At 63.2% G+C, this 18,726-nt stretch carries 24 protein-coding genes and 1 pseudogene; 8 read left to right on the forward strand and 17 right to left on the reverse strand.

Annotation, left to right across the window (positions count from 1 at the left end):
* Positions 1–135: 135 nt before the first annotated feature.
* The 3 genes from JWP83_RS30880 to JWP83_RS30885 form a co-directional block, all read right to left on the reverse strand.
* Positions 136–357, reverse strand: coding sequence for a hypothetical protein (locus JWP83_RS30880; RefSeq protein ID WP_297739351.1), 222 nt, complete (start codon positions 355–357; stop codon positions 136–138).
* 12 nt (positions 358–369) lie between these two features.
* Positions 370–558: a DUF664 domain-containing protein gene (locus JWP83_RS31405; RefSeq protein ID WP_367185712.1), complete on the reverse strand. Its 189-nt coding sequence runs from the start codon at positions 556–558 to the stop codon at positions 370–372.
* 103 nt (positions 559–661) lie between these two features.
* On the reverse strand, positions 662–1,666 hold the full coding sequence (locus tag JWP83_RS30885) for an alkaline phosphatase family protein (protein WP_297739355.1): 1,005 nt from the start codon (positions 1,664–1,666) through the stop codon (positions 662–664).
* Between the two features lie 322 nt (positions 1,667–1,988).
* Here JWP83_RS30885 and JWP83_RS30890 point away from each other — a divergent pair.
* Positions 1,989–2,096 (forward strand): annotated as a pseudogene (locus JWP83_RS30890) (hypothetical protein); the annotation flags it as partial.
* A gap of 410 nt (positions 2,097–2,506) precedes the next feature.
* Positions 2,507–3,055 carry a DUF3455 domain-containing protein gene (locus tag JWP83_RS30895; RefSeq protein WP_297739358.1) on the forward strand — a complete coding sequence of 183 codons (549 nt, stop codon included), beginning with the start codon at positions 2,507–2,509 and terminating at the stop codon, positions 3,053–3,055.
* Between the two features lie 925 nt (positions 3,056–3,980).
* On the opposite strand, the gene JWP83_RS30900 is transcribed toward JWP83_RS30895, so the two are convergent.
* Positions 3,981–4,433, reverse strand: coding sequence for a nuclear transport factor 2 family protein (locus JWP83_RS30900; RefSeq protein ID WP_297739362.1), 453 nt, complete (start codon positions 4,431–4,433; stop codon positions 3,981–3,983).
* A 103-nt stretch (positions 4,434–4,536) separates the two neighbouring features.
* On the opposite strand from JWP83_RS30900, the gene JWP83_RS30905 reads away from it, so the two are divergent.
* Positions 4,537–5,175 (forward strand): TetR-like C-terminal domain-containing protein, encoded by a 639-nt coding sequence (locus JWP83_RS30905; protein WP_297739364.1) that lies wholly within the window; start codon positions 4,537–4,539, stop codon positions 5,173–5,175.
* Positions 5,176–5,824: 649 nt separating this feature from the next.
* On the opposite strand, the gene JWP83_RS30910 is transcribed toward JWP83_RS30905, so the two are convergent.
* The 6 genes from JWP83_RS30910 to JWP83_RS30935 form a co-directional block, all read right to left on the reverse strand.
* Complete coding sequence (locus JWP83_RS30910) at positions 5,825–6,247, reverse strand: PIN domain-containing protein (RefSeq protein WP_297739366.1); 423 nt, start codon at positions 6,245–6,247, stop codon at positions 5,825–5,827.
* Positions 6,238–6,444 (reverse strand): DUF2191 domain-containing protein, encoded by a 207-nt coding sequence (locus JWP83_RS30915; protein WP_297739369.1) that lies wholly within the window; start codon positions 6,442–6,444, stop codon positions 6,238–6,240. Before JWP83_RS30915 ends, JWP83_RS30910 begins: the two co-directional genes overlap by 10 nt.
* A gap of 570 nt (positions 6,445–7,014) precedes the next feature.
* The gene (locus tag JWP83_RS30920; RefSeq protein WP_297739372.1) at positions 7,015–7,443 is read right to left on the reverse strand and encodes a cellulose-binding domain-containing protein; all 429 of its coding nucleotides are present in this window, start codon (positions 7,441–7,443) and stop codon (positions 7,015–7,017) included.
* 458 nt (positions 7,444–7,901) lie between these two features.
* Positions 7,902–8,624 carry a hypothetical protein gene (locus JWP83_RS30925; RefSeq protein WP_297739375.1) on the reverse strand — a complete coding sequence of 241 codons (723 nt, stop codon included), beginning with the start codon at positions 8,622–8,624 and terminating at the stop codon, positions 7,902–7,904.
* Positions 8,625–8,782: 158 nt separating this feature from the next.
* Positions 8,783–9,052, reverse strand: a complete 270-nt coding sequence (locus JWP83_RS30930; protein WP_297739378.1) for a hypothetical protein — start codon at positions 9,050–9,052, stop codon at positions 8,783–8,785.
* A gap of 5 nt (positions 9,053–9,057) precedes the next feature.
* Positions 9,058–9,504, reverse strand: a complete 447-nt coding sequence (locus JWP83_RS30935; protein WP_297739381.1) for a nuclear transport factor 2 family protein — start codon at positions 9,502–9,504, stop codon at positions 9,058–9,060.
* Positions 9,505–9,626: 122 nt separating this feature from the next.
* Between JWP83_RS30935 and JWP83_RS30940 the strand changes: the two genes are divergently transcribed.
* Together JWP83_RS30940 and JWP83_RS30945 are read left to right on the forward strand one after the other, a co-directional pair.
* Positions 9,627–9,989: a YciI family protein gene (locus JWP83_RS30940; protein WP_297739409.1), complete on the forward strand. Its 363-nt coding sequence runs from the start codon at positions 9,627–9,629 to the stop codon at positions 9,987–9,989.
* Complete coding sequence (locus JWP83_RS30945) at positions 9,977–11,200, forward strand: DUF6596 domain-containing protein (protein WP_297739384.1); 1,224 nt, start codon at positions 9,977–9,979, stop codon at positions 11,198–11,200. The genes JWP83_RS30940 and JWP83_RS30945 overlap by 13 nt, the downstream gene beginning before the upstream one ends.
* 132 nt (positions 11,201–11,332) lie before the next feature.
* Here JWP83_RS30945 and JWP83_RS30950 read toward each other — a convergent pair whose 3' ends face one another.
* Positions 11,333–12,010, reverse strand: coding sequence for a helix-turn-helix domain-containing protein (locus JWP83_RS30950; RefSeq protein WP_297739386.1), 678 nt, complete (start codon positions 12,008–12,010; stop codon positions 11,333–11,335).
* 113 nt (positions 12,011–12,123) lie between these two features.
* On the opposite strand from JWP83_RS30950, the gene JWP83_RS30955 reads away from it, so the two are divergent.
* On the forward strand, positions 12,124–13,020 hold the full coding sequence (locus tag JWP83_RS30955) for an SDR family oxidoreductase (RefSeq protein ID WP_297739388.1): 897 nt from the start codon (positions 12,124–12,126) through the stop codon (positions 13,018–13,020).
* Between the two features lie 181 nt (positions 13,021–13,201).
* Here JWP83_RS30955 and JWP83_RS30960 read toward each other — a convergent pair whose 3' ends face one another.
* Together JWP83_RS30960 and JWP83_RS30965 are read right to left on the reverse strand one after the other, a co-directional pair.
* Positions 13,202–13,342 carry a hypothetical protein gene (locus JWP83_RS30960; protein WP_297739391.1) on the reverse strand — a complete coding sequence of 47 codons (141 nt, stop codon included), beginning with the start codon at positions 13,340–13,342 and terminating at the stop codon, positions 13,202–13,204.
* A 94-nt stretch (positions 13,343–13,436) separates the two neighbouring features.
* Positions 13,437–13,874 (reverse strand): DUF1707 domain-containing protein, encoded by a 438-nt coding sequence (locus tag JWP83_RS30965; protein ID WP_367185713.1) that lies wholly within the window; start codon positions 13,872–13,874, stop codon positions 13,437–13,439.
* Positions 13,875–14,187: 313 nt separating this feature from the next.
* Here JWP83_RS30965 and JWP83_RS30970 point away from each other — a divergent pair, with 313 nt between their 5' ends.
* Positions 14,188–15,189 carry a DUF4331 family protein gene (locus JWP83_RS30970; RefSeq protein WP_297739396.1) on the forward strand — a complete coding sequence of 334 codons (1,002 nt, stop codon included), beginning with the start codon at positions 14,188–14,190 and terminating at the stop codon, positions 15,187–15,189.
* A 427-nt stretch (positions 15,190–15,616) separates the two neighbouring features.
* Here JWP83_RS30970 and JWP83_RS31410 read toward each other — a convergent pair whose 3' ends face one another.
* Together JWP83_RS31410 and JWP83_RS31415 are read right to left on the reverse strand one after the other, a co-directional pair.
* Complete coding sequence (locus tag JWP83_RS31410) at positions 15,617–15,979, reverse strand: hypothetical protein (RefSeq protein ID WP_367185714.1); 363 nt, start codon at positions 15,977–15,979, stop codon at positions 15,617–15,619.
* 317 nt (positions 15,980–16,296) lie between these two features.
* Entirely contained in the window at positions 16,297–16,626 is a 330-nt protein-coding gene (locus JWP83_RS31415; RefSeq protein WP_367185715.1) for a hypothetical protein, read from the reverse strand.
* 252 nt (positions 16,627–16,878) lie between these two features.
* Here JWP83_RS31415 and JWP83_RS30980 point away from each other — a divergent pair, with 252 nt between their 5' ends.
* A complete protein-coding gene (locus JWP83_RS30980) occupies positions 16,879–17,436 on the forward strand; it encodes an FKBP-type peptidyl-prolyl cis-trans isomerase (protein ID WP_297739399.1) in 558 nt (185 codons plus the stop codon).
* A gap of 212 nt (positions 17,437–17,648) precedes the next feature.
* On the opposite strand, the gene JWP83_RS30985 is transcribed toward JWP83_RS30980, so the two are convergent.
* Together JWP83_RS30985 and JWP83_RS30990 are read right to left on the reverse strand one after the other, a co-directional pair.
* A complete protein-coding gene (locus tag JWP83_RS30985; protein WP_297739402.1) occupies positions 17,649–17,843 on the reverse strand; it encodes a hypothetical protein in 195 nt (64 codons plus the stop codon).
* Positions 17,844–18,303: 460 nt separating this feature from the next.
* The gene (locus tag JWP83_RS30990) at positions 18,304–18,537 is read right to left on the reverse strand and encodes a helix-turn-helix transcriptional regulator (protein ID WP_297739406.1); all 234 of its coding nucleotides are present in this window, start codon (positions 18,535–18,537) and stop codon (positions 18,304–18,306) included.
* Positions 18,538–18,726: the final 189 nt, after the last annotated feature.

Consider the following 18,726-nt stretch of genomic DNA (forward strand, 5'->3'; position numbering starts at 1 on the left):
GGGCACGATGGGCAATGAGGTGGAAGCCCGCACTAAACGCGTTCGCAATCACCTTCAACGGCCGGATCACCCCGACCGGCAACTAACAAATGCCAAGGTCGGATCCACCGTTAATCGGACAGCCCCACCGTTGATTCAGATGCATCGGCGCGGTGTCGCCAATGGACCGTGTAGTAGCGACGTGCCGACGAGGTGATGTTCGTCGGGGTCGTCGAGTCTGAAATCAGCGGCTATTTCGTTAGACCGTCGAGATGCCGCAATGTATTCGGTGATCACGTCGACGAGGGTTTGGTCGTCGCCGAGGCGGAAGCTGCCGTCGCCGCCTGTTTGGTGGCCGTCGCATCCGTCGATGCTCATAGGTGCCAGTATTCATTGGAACCAGATGCGTTCGGCCGCAGCGCAGTGCTTGATGAGTGAGATGGGCGTGGTCAGCGAGGGAACCAGTTTCTCGCGGGCTTGAGTGTCGGAGAGGTGTTCGACGGCTCGCACAAGCTCCGTCCGATTCAAGTTCGACTGCACCTGCGCGTGACGCTGACCTGGCCGTGTACGTACTCTCACAACGGCTTTGCGTTCTGTTTGTCTCAGGAAGCGCTGCCTTGTCCTGCGCCGTACTGACGCAGACCACTGGCACTGGGCCCGGTCTCGGAGTGGCAGAGCGCGCCTAGGTGGTCGGGTGTGGGGGTTGGTTGGGTGGTTGGGTGAGGTCGATGCAGTCGGTCATGCCGTTGGAGGAGGCGTCGCGGTCGGTTAGCGAGTCAAGCCCGAAGGTGGTTTGGCAGAACTTGAGCAGGCTGACGTGGGAGTTGAGTTGGCTGCTGAGATGGCCGGGTTTGGCGTACGGCCCGACCACCAGGCACGGCACCCGTGAGCCGTAGCGGAAGGGCTGGCCGTCGAACTCTTGGAATTGGTCGGCGAGCCGTTGTGCGTGGGTGTGATCCCAGGTTTCGACCACGGGTGGGTCGACGTGGTCATACCAGCCGCCCCAGTCGTCCCATGTGACGAAGATGGCGACGCGGTCCCACAGTCCGCCGTCGGCAACTGCCTGGATTTGTTGCACGGTCCAGGTCATGCCGTCGGTGACGTTTTGGGTGGGGTGTTCGGACAGGTCGGGTTTGCCGTCGCCGTATACCCACGACACGGTGGGCAGGGTGCCGGCGCGGGCGTGGGCGGCGAACTGGTCGCGGGTGTGGTTGTTGTTGTGGGTGTGTAGGCCGTCGATATAGGTGAAGGCGTAGCCACCGTAGTTGCCCCACGACATACCGGCCATCTCCAGTGCTGCCGGTAGCGATGGCAGCTGGTATCGGTCGGCGGGGGTGGGGCGGTAATGGTGGTGGGGGTTGTTGATGACCGGGGCGTCGGCGCTGATCAGCATCAGGTGGTTGGGTGTGGAGGGGCCGGCGACTTCGGAGAAGTAGTTGTCGCACAGGGTGAATCGGCGGGCGAGGTCGAAATAGCCTGGTATGTCGGCTTCCGTGTATTGGACCCGGTGGGCGGTGTCGTTGGCGCGGTTCATCCAGGCCTGGTGGCGGTGGTCGGGGTCGGCGGGCGGCGGGTTTTGCGCCCGATCCATTGTCACTCCATTGGCGCCGGGGAAGGTGCCGAAGTAGTTGTCCATTGTGTGGTTTTCCTTGACGATGATCACCACGTTCTCGATCGGACCGGCCATAGCGCCTCTCTCTAATCGGTTGGCGGAGTTTGGATCACAGTGTCGTCCGCATTGCCGAACATGAAAGTGCACACGCGGTGAACTTCCGGCAACACGGCATCGACATACGCAGTGTCCACGGCGTTCACGTACGTGCTGAGGCCGTCCGTTGTCAGTTGGACACTGCTGGTCAGGCGGGATGCCAGGTCGGGCATGAACACCTCGGGGTCGTACCCGGTGCGCTCACCGACGGGTGGGTCAGGTTGAACCGCAAGATGTTGGGATCGGTAGCAGCGCGCGGTGTCCACTTGCTGCTGGGCCCACCCGGGGCCGACAGCAACGCAGCGCCCGCGCGCTCAGCGACAGCGAATACCGCTCGATAGTCGTCGATCCGCTGATCGACGATCTGCATGCCAACCTGATCGCGCGCAACCGCTATCGCAGCGGTATCGCGGCCGTCACCGATGCTGGAAAGTCCCACCCCGATCGACCCACGCGGCCCGGTATTGACGCCGTTGACCACGGTGATTGGTTTCACCCTGGTGTCCGAACAAGTGACAGACCTGTCAGGGAAGCGTGGCTGTGAAGGGCCAAACCTTCATCTCCTGCACAGCATCGTGTCCAAAAGCTCTATCTACGAACAGAACTCCCTTCCACGTCTGTGGCGCACGTAGGATCTCAAATTCCGTGTTACCGTCTCAGATCGATGCCACCGCGATGTCATCGGTGACAAGGATTTGAAACAAGCCCGACGATCATGGCCAGTACAGTGGCACTTGTGGTTTGTCACGTTCGGGAGCGATGCCCCCGCTCCGCATTGTCGTCTTGGTCGCCGGCATGTCGAGATGGGGAAATTACAAGATGAATCGGAGGACGCTGGTACTCGCTATCGGATCGGTGGGGATCGGGGTGTCTTCATGCTCGTCTGGTGCACGGCCCGACGTGCCCGCCACGCCCGTCACCCCGCAGCAGGTCGAGGAAGGCGCGGTGCCGGCGGCGCTTAAGGTGCCTGCGGGCAACAAGCTGACCTCGTCGCTGGATGGTTCCGGTGTGCAGACGTACCAGTGTGCGAAGGGCGCGTGGGCGCTGCTACAGCCCGCGGCCACCCTAAGCGAGCACGGCAAGCCGGTTGGCCTGCACTTCAAGGGACCGATTTGGGTGTCGACGGTAGACGGCAGCGAGGTGGGCGCGGCCCCTGCCCCTGTGGCAACCGTCAACCAAGACGGCGCCGTACCGGAACTGTTGCTGAAGGCCAACCAGAACCAGGGGCAGGGCATGTTCAGCAAGGTGACCTACGTGCAGCGGCTCCAGACCAAGGGCGGCCTGGCGCCGTCCGGATCGTGCACCGACGGGACGCAGCAGGCCATCCAGTATTCGGCGCTGTACCGCTTCTGGTCGGCCGCGGACTGACCGATTGGGTGCGGTCGGTTGGCGCCGGCAGGAAATCTGACGGCGCCGGGTCGGTCAGATGTGGCGTGCTCTTTCGGCGGTTACAGCATCGCGTACGGCTGGGACGACTTCGTCGGCGAATTGTCGAATGACGTCGGCAGATTCGGCGCGGTAGAGGATGTAGGCGCTGATGCCCGCGGTGATGGCGGGCCGGCCGTGACGAAGCCGAGATAGTACGGCCAGAAGCACCAAACGAACCGCTATTTAGGTTGCTGTGGCGCTCCCACCACACAGCCCTCGCTCGACGGCAAGTACCTGCTGTGCCACGGGCAGAGCTTCATGACCGGGATCCAAGCCCTCGTGCGGCTGCCACTCGAACGACGTCGCCGAGACGAACGTAATGGGCGCAATACCGGCATCTTCACCCCCGGCGACCAGGGGTCGCCACTCGGGACCTACGACATCGAGTTGGAGCGCGCGAGAAAGCTGCTCGAGCAGCACGGCGTCGTTTTCCAGCCGGCTCTATTCGTACCGGCTCGGATGAGGCCCAGGGGTACGGTGCGGCTGGCGTGCGTTGGCCCCCGCGCTTCTACCACTCCCCTCCCCGGAGGGACGACCAATACGACGGGATCGAATATGCAGGGTTACCAGTAAACTCCTCCGTCTTCACTACTACGTTGTGCTGCAACATATTTCAGCGCCTAGCGGCATACCGATAACTGCTGCGTATCAGCACTAGGAACGCTCGCAGTACTTTTCGAGTCAACCTAGCCAATATCTGGCACTTCGCCGTCGTGAGCTGGCTGCGGTCGACGACGCACAGGTCAACGAGGCAAGTTGCCGAGCTGGCAGCTCACCGTCACCTGGTGCTGAATGAGTCCCGCAACGTCGTGATGGCCCTTCCACCGCAGGGTCCCGAGCGATGATGGATTGCTGCTGCGGTCGATTAACTGACGATCGGCTCCGCGAGTGCTTCCTGGGTACCGTGGGCCGCAGCGGTTTTCAGCGATTCGGCGACGAGCTGGGAGTCTTCGTTGGCATCGATGTCAACGACCTTTCCCCAGCGCATCCGCACGACGTGCACGCCGTGGTTCTCATACGGTGCGCCGTCGGGCAGGGTCTGCGTGCCAACCCAGCGAATGATGACCGTCGTGTTGTGTGGCCAGCCCTTGACCCAGACATCCCGCACGGTCAGCTTCAACGTGGGGCCCAGACGGCCCAGACGCTCAAACCAGCGGCCCAGTGCGTCGCGGTCGTGACGCTCACCGCCGAGCGCGTGATGTCCGCCGAAGCGGTGATGGATGTCGGCGGCGCAGTCCTTGAGAATGGCGCCGTAATCATGCGCGTTGACGCGCTCGAAGTTTTTGGTCGCGACCCGCTTGACGATCGTGTGGTACATCGTTGGTGTTCCTTCCCGTTTTTGGTTTGACACTGTCAAACATCTCTGACCAGAGTGGCAGAGCTGTTTGACACTGTCAAGCAAAATGGGCGAGAATATCTCTATGGCACCCGCCGCCCGCCCTCAAGTACGCGAGGCCCTGCTGGCCGCCGCGCGCGCAGAACTCGTCGAGCACGGTCGCGCCGCGATCAGCCTGCGTGCCGTCGCCCGACGCGCCGGCCTGTCGCACGCCTCGCCCAAATATCATTTCGGGGACCGGTCCGGGTTGCTCACCGCGATCGCCACAGAAGGGTTTCATGCGCTCGCGCGTCACCTGTCCCAAGTGCACCAATCAGACGCTCAGCGCCAACTTGCGAGCCTAGGGCGCGCCTACATCGACTTCGGCCTGTCTCATCCGGCCCTTTTTGAACTGATGTTTACACCCAGCGAATTGCGCGCCACCGACCCGGAACTCATTGCGGCACAACAGCAGGCAATCGGTGCGTTAACCACCGCGGTGAGCCGGCTGGCCGGAATCGACGCGACACCCTCAGGCCCCCCGAACCTGGCGCTGATCAGCTGGGCGCTCGTCCACGGTCTGGTGGTACTTGCCCGTGACGGTGCGCTACAGGCAGCGACTACACCACCAGCCACTAACGGCGCCGAACTCGCCCACAACCTCACCGACCTGTTCACCCGGTACGTCAGCGACGACCTCGCCGGTGTGAACGCAAACCGTGCCGCGAAGTCCACAGCCCAGTAGTCGGTCCCGGCGTGGCAACCCCTTTCCACTGTCGCCAAAAACGCCAGTCAGCGCCAATGTCCGGCGATGAGCTGCAAAGTCGGGGAACCGGTCAAGCGTCCGGCTTCGAGAGAGATTCGGGAGTGATCGGTTCCTGTCTCGGTTACGTCGGGTTTGGAGTCGCGCGGTGGTGAGCTGGTTGCGTCGGACGGCCCCTCCCCCTTAGGTCGGCTCGAGAGGAATAAGGCGGGATCGAATATGGAGGGTTGTGGCTGCTGCGACGTGCAGCGCGTCGCCCAAGGGCTAATGCTTGAAATGTTCTTCGCGTATTCGGCATGCAATGACGGCATGAGAATTAACTCATCACTGGTCAAACTGCTCAGCAGCGGCGACAACCCTTCCACACGGCTAGCCAACTCAGACCATGGCATCATCGGACCTTCTCACCGCCCGGACCTCGAAGCGGCACCTCGAAGCGGCGCCGACGGCAGCACCGACTGCGAGCCGGCCGGCGCGACCGGCCCCGGGCAGCCCGGTAACTCGCCAGGTTTAGCGAGGGAGCGTCTCCCCCGCCGCCATCGGCAAGCAATACGGCGGGAACGAATGCGGAGAGTTACCAATAGAGCATAGTCGATTGCGCGCCAAGCGATTTCAGCAGGCCGGCGAGCGTTCAGATGGCGCCCCGTTCCACTACCCACCGATGCCGGAACGGAAGTACCTCGGCGGCAATCTCGAAATCGCCGTCATAGTGGATCAGCGTCACGTCATGGGCATTGGCGAGGGTGGCGATAAGGAGATCGGCCATGCCGACAGCGCGGTGGCGGCCACTGCTGGCCAACCGCCGTTGTGCGTTCAATGCGGCCTGCCAGTGTTCGTCGTTGGTTGGCAGATATTCGTACGCCAAGCGGCGATCTGACCAGATCTGTTCATAGTCAGCAGTGTTCCGTGCGCTGTAGAGCGCCTCGGCGTCGAGCTGAGCTGTGGTCGCCACGAATCCGGCCTCGATCAGTGGTGCAAGTCGGGCGGCGACCTCGGTGTTTGTCATTCGCGCCGCGGCACTTGTGTCGATGAGGTGTCGGGCGATTATCGCCACACGTCACCACGTCGATCGGGATCAGCCATTTCCCCTAGACCGCCAGCCTTCAACCATGCGACCTGGCGCGCGCGAGCAGACGATGCCGCCGCTTGCTGCAAAGCGATGCGAACGGTGTCCGATACGCCGGATGTCTTGAGCTCCTTCTGCGCAGCAGCCAACAGGTCGTCGTCGAGGTCGATCAGGCGCTTTGTCATCTATCAAGCCTCCACCTATATATACCGGATGTTGATTCAGTATATACACGCGTTGGGTGGCGCTGGCCTGCGCGGCTCCTGCGCATTGACAAGCCCGTGTGACCGCTCGAACGGCTCCGCGACTGGACACCTCAAAGGCAGAATATGCACGAATCGAATTCGATACCTGGCTTCGCCGGCGTCTCAGCCGCGGTCCATGAGGGGCTCCGCTCTCTCCGATCGCCGTTGCACCGACGAATATGGCGGGTTACCAGCAAACTACGCCATGTTCCCTAACGGTCTGTGCGAGAACAGCTTTCGTGATGCCACCTATTACGAAGTGTACAGTGCGATTTCTAATAGAGTTCACATCAACGGATTTCGATGCCGCCGAGCCTGCTCAGTTCCGAGTTTGATGTTTCATCGTGTTAATCGAACTAGTCGATACCCAAGAGGGTGGTTCGGAGTGGTTGGGCAAGCGCCGCTCCCCCGCCGGGGGATTCGTGAGGGGACCCGTTTTGTGGTCCAGTGGCTTATGCGGCTTGGGGTTGGTGGGTCTCGGAGCGGTCGAGCTTCAGTGCGCAGTCGCCTCTAGGTGCAAAAATATTGCCCGTTGAGCAGACAATTCGACGGTGGCGAGTAGGAACCGGTCAGCACGCCTCTTAGACCACCTGTGGCTGAACCGCCGGGTGCAATGATGCGATTCCAATTCGCGGGGGTGAGAACATAGTGCGTGCCAGATTGCGCAAGGGTGCTATTCCACGTGTGCGAGACGGATTCTCCCATCGGCAAGTCGAATTCAAGCTTCCAATCGGTTAGCGGCGCCGTGCTCGAGTTGGTGATGGTGAAGTGGGCGATGAAACCGGTCTGCCACGTCGATGGCACCGACAACGTCGCCGTGGCCGCAGCCGCATGAGCTACGGGGGTGATGGCGAGTCCCAGGACGGCAACTATCAATGCCGACATGGTTACGTGAAGCGCTGTGCGCCAGCGCTTCACGTAATTGTCCAGTCCGGCCATAGCCGCCAACACTAATGCCAAACAGGCGATATCGGCCCTCGCATCGCGGGTAAGCTGCAGTACCTTTGCTCAACTGAAACCGTCATGAAATTTTAGCCTCGATCCACCCTGAACCATGTATCGGCCCGGCCGAACGGAGCTTGCGGACGGGAAGACCAGAAGGGCCGCCTCATCGGAGGCACGGAGTCGTTCAGCCCAGCAAACAAGCGGTCTCGCGCACCACCCCGAGGGCACTGCCGGGCGGTATCGCGACATCGACCGCACTCCCGCGTCAGCGCCGCTCACGATTCCACGGCGACCGCATGAGCAGGAATACGGCGGAATCGAATATGGCGGGTTACCAGTAGATCCGGTCATATGCATTCCTAAGCGCGAGCGGCTCGGCTCACGGATGACTGAACGCACTCCCCCGGATCGCAACGGCTCACGATAGCGGGAACTCTCGTGGTGGGCCCGGGCTACGCGATGCTGACATCGTCGATGTCGATGGTGACGCTGACGATATCGGCGACGCGTTTGCCCTTGTCGTCGCGAACGTACACGACGCGTTTGACCGGCAGGACGATGCCGTCGAATTCGCGGTGGTCGTCTGTGTAGTGCGCGGCCGGGGATCCCGCAGCGATGTCCACGACATAGTCGCGGCGCCGCAGGAGTCCATCGGAGTCGACGTACAGAACCTGCTCAGCGCTGTGGGTGGCGATGCTCGCCGGATAGCGCACGCCCAGCCGGCGCCACGTCTGACCGTCCTCGTTCCATTCGCCGAGTTCTTCGGTCTGCACCCCGGGAAACGTCAACGAATACGGTTCGGACAGATAGGTCCACATCGCGTATCCGGCAAAGTAAGCCAACTGAAGCATCGACCACGGTGTTTGGAGGCTGTGACCCGAGAACGACTCGCGCGGCGACGTCAGGCTCTCCACTGTCTGTGGCGTGTCCTCGTCCGTTTCGATCGCGACGCGGTCTGGGGTGTAGGACGAACGCAGCCCTGGCCTTGGCAACGGGCGGTGCCAGACGCGCTGTTCCTTCAGCATGATCTCCACGGTCGAGTCGTTGATGACGCTGTCGACTCCCTTGAGCGGCCACAAGGCACCACCGACCATCTGGTGAATCTTGATGACGTTGATCTGCTGCCAGCGATTTGCGCCGCCATAGCTGGCAAGCACCTCGTCAAGAAGATTCAATTCTCTTCCTCCCCGTACTGGACGAAATCATTACTGCGTAGACCACTTAGTTGGGTTAACGCGATGCGGCACCTCAATATTCGGTTCGGCGGGGATGCCGTGATGGAAAATGGCGTACGCCGGGCCATGGGCAGTGCGCGCCCGACGGACGGAAGAAATCATCGGCGCAGAAGCCCCCGAGCTGCGAAACCGCCGAGCATGGACATGCGGGCCCAACTACGGGTTGGCGCTTCGATGACGGTGTACACCGGCGCTGCCATGGCCAGCACCGATAGCAGCTGCTGCGTGCTGGCCGTCAACTCCCGCGAAAGAGTTGGCAACGCGATATTCACCGCGGTGGTCGCCAGATTGATCGTGAACGCCGCTCCGCATACCACCGCGAGGATCGATGCTGGGCGTGTCAGTTTGGGAACCACGAGTTGGGACATCATGATCAGGGCTCAAGGTCGGTGGCCGCCCGGAACGAGCCGTCCATATAGAACGGCGTCGAATCGTGTCGGTGCGCGATGCGCCACGACCCGTCGACGCGGCGCAGACCGAACGTCGAGCGATACCAAACCGAGATCGACTCGGCCTGGCCCGCGGGTGTAACCAGCATGTGCGTGAAGGTGCGCGCCCACGCAAGGTCGCCGTCTTGGCTCACAACCGGGTCGCGAAAGGTGAGCCGCACGGGACCGTCGAATGTCGCGAACCAGGCACGAGTGCCGTCGACAGTGCCGTACGGCGTGTCGGGCCCCTGCTGCAATGGCGGCGCGAGCGAGTACAACACCACGTCGTCGGTGTAGAGCGCGAACAGGCCGTCGGCGTCATGCGCCGCGTGCGCGGCAGCGAGCTCGTCGAGGACAGCGTGGATTTCCGTTCCAGCGTGGCTGATCTTCATCGTTATCCCATCTCCGGGGCTCCACGGCGCGGAGCCTTCAGCAGGGTGTCGAAGCCGGCTCGCCAGTTTCGACACAGAAACGCAACAATTCGTCCAACAGACCGGAGGTAGTCGTGAAGTACATGATCTTGATTCACAGCAACCCGCAGTTCCTCGAGCGCTGGAAGGCGCTGCCGGAGGAGCAACGCGAACGGTTCGGTCGCGACCACCGCGCGCTCATTGCCGAGCTCGCCGACGCTGGCGAACTGGTGGCGTCCGAAGGACTCGCAGACCCGGCCCTCGCGAAGCGCGTCACCGTCGCGGACGACCAGACGATGATCAGCGACGGGCCGTTCGCCGAGGCGAAGGAGCACCTCGCCGGCTTCTTCCTCGTTGATTGCGAGGCCGAAGACCGCGCCCTCGCGATCGCGGCGCGCGTGCCCGACGCCATCTGGGGTCTCGTGGAGGTCCGGCCCGTGCTCGATCTGAGCGAATGGGACATGTGAGCGCCTTCCATCCTGTCATTACCGACCTGCTGCGCGAGCTCGCTCCACGCGTCCTTGGTGTGCTCGTGCGCCGTAACGGCAACTTCGACGACTGCGAGGACGCCGTCCAAGAGGCGCTGCTAGCGGCAACGGTCAGCTGGCCGGTCGACGGCGTACCGACCAACCCCACCGGCTGGCTGATCACGACGGCGTCGCGGCGGTTAGTCGAGACATGGCGGCAGGACTCCGCGCGCCGGCGCCGCGAAGACACGTATGCGCTCGAGCCCATGGCGCCCCCCGGCGCGGTGCCAGAGGTCGACGACGCGTTGGCACTGGTGTTCCTGTGCTGTCGCCCCGAGCTGTCCGTACCGTCGCAGATTGCGCTGACGCTGCGCGCGTTGGGTGGCCTGACCACCGCCGAGATCGCGCGCGCTCTGCTCATACCGGAGGCAACAGTCGGGCAACGCATTAGCCGGGCGAAGGCGCGCATCCGCGACACGGGCGCAAGATTTATGATGCCGACCGCGCGCGAGCGCGACGAGCGGCTGCCCGCGGTGCTGCACGTGCTGTACCTGATCTTCAACGAGGGCTACACCGCAACGTCCGGCGAGGTCCTGAATCGCGTGGAGCTGACTTCCGAAGCGATCAGGTTGACCCGGCAGCTGCGCGAGAGCCTGCCGGATGAGGGCGAGGTCGCTGGGTTGCTCGCGCTCATGCTGCTGACCGACGCCCGACGCGGCGCCCGCACCGGCCAAGATGGGGCGCTGATACCACTTGCCGAGCAGGACCGCCGCCAGTGGGACCGGGCGGCCATAGCCGAGGGCGTTGCGATCATCGAGGCGACGCTACCGATTGCGAAGCCCGGGCCCTACCAGCTGCAGGCGGCGATCGCCGCCGTGCACGACGAGGCCGCCGATGTCGATGCGACCGACTGGCCGCAGATCCTCGCGTTGTATGACGTTCTCGCCGCCATCGCGCCTGGGCCGATGGTGGCGCTGAACCGGACTGTGGCCGTCGCGATGGTGCGTGGCCCGGCCACCGCACTTGCCGAACTCAACGACGCTGCGGCGGACCCCGCCCTCAGTGGACATCACCGCGTCGATGCGGTGCGGGCGCATCTGCTCGATGAGCTCGGCGAACGAGACGCCGCGCGCGAGTACTACCTGCGCGCAGCCCAGCGCACCCGCAGCCTGCCCGAGCAACGCTACCTGCTAGCGCGCGCGACGCGCTGACCAACGGCGAGCTCGGATTCCGGCTCGAACCCGCCCGCCCCGTCCGCACCAGCAGCGGTTTCGCGCGTGTCTCTCTTCTAGCACGCGAGCTCGACGGCAGCAGGCCTCGCCCTCGGTGATCGGTGCTGCAAGTCAGCGAAGCGCGCCCAGGAGGTCGTCGACAATCTGAGAATCCCCGCTGACGCGGAGTCGGCTTTCGCCTTCGGCGTGTTGTCGCGGTTCGCCGTCGATGATCAGCGCTTTGAACGTGGCTGGGTCGGTGTAGAGCGCGGCGTCGAGGTTCGGGGGTTCTTCCCGCGAGATGGTCAGTCTCCCATCGCCGATGGCGACCGTGAAGTGGTCGTCGTCGATCACGACGAGGATGGTGGCGGCCCGCGCTGGGGCCTTGGCGGCGTCGAAGTGAGTCTTGAGTGCGAGCATGAGGGCATCGACGCTGATCCTCGCGTCCTCGGCGTCGAGGGGCACGGCCTGACCCCATTCGCCGAGCATCAGCAGCACTCCCTCGAGTTGGCGTCCCCACTCGGTGAGCTCGTAGACCCACACCGATGCCGGGCGACCGAGGCGCCGTCGTCGGATGACTAGGGAGCCTTCTAGTTCGCGCAGCCGCTGTGACAGCACGTTCGGCCGCACGGTGGCAAGCCCGGATTGCAAGTCGCCGAAGCGTTTCGGACCGAAGAGCAGTTCGCGGACAATCAGCAGGGCCCAGCGTTCCCCGACGACGTCGAGTGCTCGGGCGGTGGCGCAGGCGTCGTGGTAGCTGCGCCGATCCGACTTACTTGTCGCACCGCCTCCGCTCGGTTCGCCTGCCATGTTTCCACCTTAGCAGGTCAGTTCTTGATTACAACCTAACACTTGCTTTTACGAAGTATCCAGTTCTACTGTGCAAGTGGAGTGCATTGGGCGCTCCCACACAGGAGGAAAAAATGATTCTCGTTACCGGAGCGGCAGGACTGACCGGCTCGATCGTCATCCGCGAGTTTGCCCGCCAAGGCTTGCCCGTCCGGGCGCTCGTACGACAGTCCGCCCAGGCGGCGCAATTCGACGCCCTACCCACCGTCGAAGTGGTGACCGGCGACATGCTCGCACCCAAGACCCTCTCGGCGGCCCTCGACGGGGTGGACCGCGCATTGATGATCTCCACTGCCGAAGTGCAGATGATCGACACTCAATGCACGTTTATCGAGGCGGCGAAGTCAGCTGGCGTGCAACACATTGTCAAAATCGCGGGCATCGACTCAGGCGTCGGCTTCGATCCCTACGCCTTCCGCGCGGGCCGCTGGCACGCACACGTCGAGCGCTACCTCGAAGGCTCCGGGATCGCATGGACCCACATCCGTCCGGTCCAGTTCATGCAGTTCTACCTGCCGAGCACGGTGACCGGCGTCGACCCCATCCAGCGTGAACTTGTAATGCCCATCGGCGACAGTGAACTGTCCCCCGTCGACATCGACGACATCGCGAAGGTGGCCGTCGCGCTTCTGCACTCGCAGGGCCACGACGGCAAGCGTTACTTTATGACCGGACCGGAGGCGCTGACGATGTCCCAGATCGTCGATCGGATTTCCCAGGCCACCGGCACCTCCTTCACCTACCGCGCCGTCTCGTTGGACGAGAAACGCCGCCAGCTCGCCGCTGCCGGGTTGCCGACCGAGGCGCTCGACCTGCTCGACGAGCTGTTCAGTGAGCGTGCCCGATGCACGAAGTCCTACGTCGATCTGAGCACCCATAAGACATTCGGCGTCGAGCCGACTAGCTTCGCGCAATTCGCGCGGCGCCACGCCCCCGAGTTCCTACCCCGCCAGGCCGCTCACGCCAGCTGACGACACGGCCACCCGCGAAAGAGACAGAATCGATGAAGGCACCACCGTTCGCTGCTGTACGAGGATCCTGCATACGGCCCCGTTCCCCCACTTAGGGTGGCGAGTTAATCCAGCAACACGCGAACGTTGTTGATGCGGTGAGGAATCGAGGACTCGGCGGCCGGTCGTGCGGTCCCTGGTCTCACGGTCGGCTCGGCGGCGGCCCCTCTTCGGCGATCGTGTCGCGCGTGCTGACCTGGACGCCGTTGACTGCGGTGACGGCCAAGTCCGCGGTGTAGCGCTTGCCGTTATCAGCAATCGAGGATCGCTCAAACGCGCCCACATGGCCATCTAGATCGCCAGGGCAATTGATACCCTTTCGGGCGCGTGGCCGATCTGGTCTTGGAAGTCCCCAGAAACCATGCTCACCACGTCGGCTAGGGGAAGGAAAGTCCCGGTGGTTTCCGAACTGTGAGCCTCGGGCGGGGCCGCAACCGGCGCGGCGGGTGCCGCAACCAGAGCGGCCGGCGAGGGGCTCGAAGCGCTGTGCCACGTGGCGAGGACGACGCCCAGAATAGCGAGGGCAGCGACGCCGGCGCCGACGGTAGCCCCGACGATCCACTTTCGATTTGGGCTGACGTTGGCCGGAATCGCCGGCTGCTGCGAAACACCGGCGGGCGTGCCTGGAGGTCGGAAATCATGTCGAGAAGTTGACTGCGTTTCTTGGCCGACATTGCCGACGAACATCGCTGTCGGTGTTCATCGGCATCGAGTTCGCCGTCTGCGTAGGCCTTGTCGAGAATCGCGCACACGTCGGCGCGATCGACATCGTTGGCGCGTGTCGAGTCTTCATACGACGAAGCTGGCTGCATCATGGCGCACTCCTGTTGGTTTCCTCGAACAGCGGAAACGCCACTCCCGGTTGGCTTTATGACAAAGGTGCTGAGCAGGCAACTTCAGCGGGCTCGTCGTGTCGGCGCCGGCAACGTCGAACTCGTTGACCATCACTGGCAAAGGGCAAACTGCCCAGGCGGAGAAGTTTAGCGTCAATGACGCCGTCCAGCCGCCAAGCTCGAAAGCACGCCCCGGCAAAGGCACGCTCGCGCTCCCCAGTTGCCGATCGTCACCGAGGCGGCCGGCAGCCGAGTAACTCGTCGTGGCTGACGGCTTATGGTGTTTACTTCTGGCATGTCGAACCATTTCACGGGTCTCAGCCTCGGCCCGCCCCTCGGTGATCAGCGATTCGACCTCTGCGATCTGTATGCCTTCCAATCGCCTGCAGACAACTCGCGGACTGTCCTCATCCTCAACGCGAATCCGAACGCCGATGCGTTGCACCCTGACGCGATTTACCGTCTCGCCATCGACAACGACGGTGACCTGCTGAACGACATCGCATTCAGCTATGTGTTTTCCACCCCACGCGAGGGGCGCCAGAATGTCGACGTGTTTATGGCACGAGGTGAGGACGCCCGCTCGCCTGAGGCGGTCGGGACGAAACTATTCGACGCCGTCGACGTCTCGTTCGGAAAGACGCCCAACGTCGCCACGTCCGGCGGGTACACCTTTTTCGCCGGTGCCCGAAGCGACGCGTTCTTCTTCGACTACGACGGAATCAAGAGCCTGTTCGACACCTCGGGCGGGCGGAACTTCACCGCGCCGCATCTGGGCGGGAAATCGCCTTGGACGGGCCAAGATTCGAACAGTACGGCAAACGTGTTCTCGACCGTGCTGGAGCTGCCGACGGCGGGGCTAGGCGCGAATCCCGACATCCGTATCTGGGGTCGTTGCAGTTTGCGGCGCGACGCAAAGCTCGTTCACGTCGATCGCGCCGGTCACCCGTCGGTCAGCAGCTTCTTCAACACTGACGACACCAAAGAGGAGTACAACGCCAGCGAACCTGTGAACGATCGCGTGCGTTGGACAGACCAGTTCGTTCACCTCATGGGTCATACGGGCAACTACACGCATGAGGAAGCCATCGCCGCCATAGACAATGAAGGCACTCTGCCCGACATGCTGACGTTCGACCCATCCAAACCCGCCGAATACCCGAACGGCCGGGTGTTCACCGACGACGTCATCAACTACCGGCTTGCGTTCCTGACCAAGGGCGAATGCCCGCCGACCGGCTTGAGCCCGCACACCGACACCCTGAAAGAGTTTCCATACCTGGGCACGCCGCACTGACGAGGTGCGCTTTATAGGATCGCCGAACGTCACATCCGCGACGGCCGTGCGCCGTGACTTCGCCAGCGTGATCGCCGAGCAAATCGCGCAGCATTCTCGAAACTATCTGGGGTGAACGATCGAAACCCTCGAGCCTTTCGGTGAAGTAGGCGACCGGGATTGGCGACATCCCCGCATAGATTGCGTTGGTAGTAGGCAGGTCCGTGTCGTTGCGGGCGCCTTCCCGCACTACCTCGAAAGGGAGGAGGAATCCCTGAGCGATGTCTGCCATGCCGAAGAAGGCCAAGTGTAGCAACCCATTTCGTGGTTATTCGGTCTCAATACATCTGGCAGTTTTCGCAATCATCTGGCACTCGACGGATTGGCCGCCAATTGTCACTGCAGTTGGCATCTCCGAAGCGTGCTCGGACGATCGTCGGGGCGTGCGTCAGTTCGGTTTGTCGAATCGCTGGCGTTGCCGAACCCCATATGCAGCCGCCTTCACCGCCTCGTCATTCTCCAACCCCGATCCCGGGGCCCCGCCCAATGTTGCGACCGCCGCCACCAGCCAGGCCATCATCAACAAGGTTGAGAGGCCGACGGGTTGGCCGATCTCGTGAGCGACCATTTGGGGCGGAAGCGTCCACCAGGCGGTCAGCCGCAGCAGGATGAACAGCCCGATGTGGAGAATGGCGACGCCGATTGTCAGGGTGACGACAGTCGCTGCGTTGTACAACGCCGCGCGTTGACGTTCGCCGGCCGAATGCGGCCGTTCCCATAACTTGTGGTCAAGGATGAGCCACGCGATCATCGCTGCGCTCGCCAAGACAGTAGCCGCGCTCAACCGCCAGGGGCCCATTGTGGCGGACAATTGCCAAGTTGTCGGATACGCAAGGCTCACGGTCCCAGCGGCGAACGTCGCCATCAGAACCTTGGACAAACCAGCAGCCAATCGCCACGGGCGGTTGGCGTAAACCATGCCGATCAAAAGCTGCAGACGTGACAGGGCTGTCGGCGCGACGTAGCGGACAACATCGTCCTCCTGTGTCCGCGTCAGCCGCCTCATGGATCGGTGTTGCTCCCCCGACTGGCACGTCAGCTCGGCCACGACTGTTTGCGCCAAGTTCCTCACCCGACGAGCGGTAACAGACCGCCTAGTCCAGGGATGGAAATCAGTCCGAACCGGTTGCGCAAGCTGATGTCAGCGATCACCGGCGTCGTCCCGAGACGTCGTGGTAAATCGGTCAGGTAGATAACGATGTCCTCGGTCTCGCCAGCCGGGTCAATGGTGCGAATCACCTCTAGGACCTCGGCATGCTCGTCGACCGGATAGGAGTGGCATCGCACAGAAACGTCCCACTTGCCATCTGCGCGAGCCAAGTCCGTCAGCGCATTCGCGAGGGAATCAGAAAGACGTTCGGCGATTACCGCGGGAACACCGGGATCGGCGATTAGCAAGATTGATGACGGGGCGCCTGGCACTGGTCCCGGCATACCCGTGCCCCACGCGGCCAAACGTACGTGGCCCGCAGGACGTTGAGACCCGCGATCGGCATTGATCACGGTCTGTCCCTGCGCTCGTCCCTCGCGCGGCGATACGGCCGAATTGAATATGGAGGGTTACCAGTAAGAGCTGGATCTTGTGAATCAGCCCGATGTCCAGCTGTCCCCCGGCCCAGGGGCGCAATAAGTGGCTGTAGCGTGACGGCCGTGAAGTCCTCCCGGGTGTATTCCTCGGTCGCGCTCGCGGCCTGTGTCGCGGCGACCATACTGACGCTCTCCGCATCGGGCTCGGCGGCCGCGGCCGGCTCGTGCCCAACCGCGGCACCGCAGAACGGCGGGACGCCCGACTGGACGCTGGCCGGGAACACGGGCAGCGTCGCGGTCACCGGATCCACGGATACGACGGCTCCGCGCGTGAACGTAACGGCACCGTTCAGCGTGACTCAGACCCAGGTGCAAACGCTGCATGCCGGAGATGGGCCGGTGGTCCCGAACACGGCCAAGGTTTCCGTCTGCTACATGGGCGTCGATGGACGTGATGGATCCGTGTTCGACAGCAGCTACGAACGGGGCGCGGCGGTGGACTTCCCGCTTAGCGGAGTCGTGCCGGGCTTCCAAAAGGCCATCGCGGGACAAAAGGTCGGCTCCACGGTCGGCGTCGCAATGACCTCCGCGGATGGCTACCCCGACGGTCAGCCCAGCGCTGGAATCCGGCCGGGCGACACGCTCGTCTTCGCGATCAAGGTCCTCAGCGCCTCGAGCTGAGCGACGACGTCGAGCACGCCGGCGCGAGCTCAGGGGCGGATGGTTGGGTTACCGCCAGAAGTGGGATCCCATTACAAATCGCCGATGGACCGGGAGGCTGAGCGCCCCTGGGAATCCACGTCGTCACAGTTGACACCCATAGGATGCCCCGGCACCTAGAATCCGCCCTGAGGGCTCACGAATTCCTCCACCGGCCAGCGTCGGCAACATGGTTACTGTGCAGGAGGCGGCAGTGTCGGATCCGGTTCCTGCCGCATGATCTTCTCGTCTCCCTCCACCACCGTGATGGGATCGACGGCAGTGTGCATCGCTCGGTAGTACGGAAGTGCGGAGGTCTTTCTGAGGGCGTGTAGGAGATGCAGTCGGGTATCGCTGGTGACACGCTCGCGCAGACGGCTGTCCTTCATCGCACAACTCCGTTCGGCTCGCGACGATCGGCTCCCGGATCCGGTCGTGAGACAGCTCCGCCGATACCCGCCGACACCACCGCGACCGCCAGCCCTGCGGCGAATAACGCCCCACCGCGAGAAGGCTTGTGCCGCTTGCGATGTGCCGAGGTTGTCCGATCGACCCGGAGAGTAGCTTGGGGCACTTCGAGGTATGGGTCATGCGGCTGGCCGTATCGCCTCTCATGCGGTTGCTGCTCTGAGCCCTTTCCAGGCGAACCCGGGAGAGTCATGCCTGTGCCGACTTCGATGATGTGTGACGGATCTAGCCCAGCGGTCGAGAGGAGTGATGTGCTTTCCGGCTTCTGTGTCATGCTGGCGAGGGTAAGCAGATGATCGGGGGGCGTTCGGCCGACGGCTGATCAATTCACGTTATTTGGTTGACGATTCGCGTTCGGCGGGCCGTTTCGGTGTGGGATGTTCAGTGTGCAGCGCGCAGCACTTGGAGCGGGGTTTGGCCGTACGTCGTTTTGTGGGCGGCAGCGAAGCGGCTGAGGTTGGTGAATCCCCAGCGCTGCGCGATGGCGGCGACGGTGTGGTGGGTGGGATCTGCCGAGCGCAGATCCCGATGCGCATGGCGGAGTCTGACCACCCGGACATAGGCCATCGGTGACATGCCCAGGTGCCGCTGGAATCCCTGCTGCAGCGTGCGCACGCTGACGTGGCAGGTGCCCTGGCCAGTGTCGAGCTGGTCAGCGGCAGGTGCGGCCTGGCCTCGATGATGCCCATCGCATCGCGGACCGCTGCCGGTCGGTCGGGGGCAGCAGGGGCTGCCAATGCGTCGCGATAGGGATGGTCGGCCACCATCAGCAAGCCGTGAATCAGGCTGTCCACCAACGGGTCC

The sequence above is a fragment of the Mycobacterium sp. genome (genome assembly GCF_025965855.1).
GTDB lineage: Bacteria > Actinomycetota > Actinomycetes > Mycobacteriales > Mycobacteriaceae > Mycobacterium.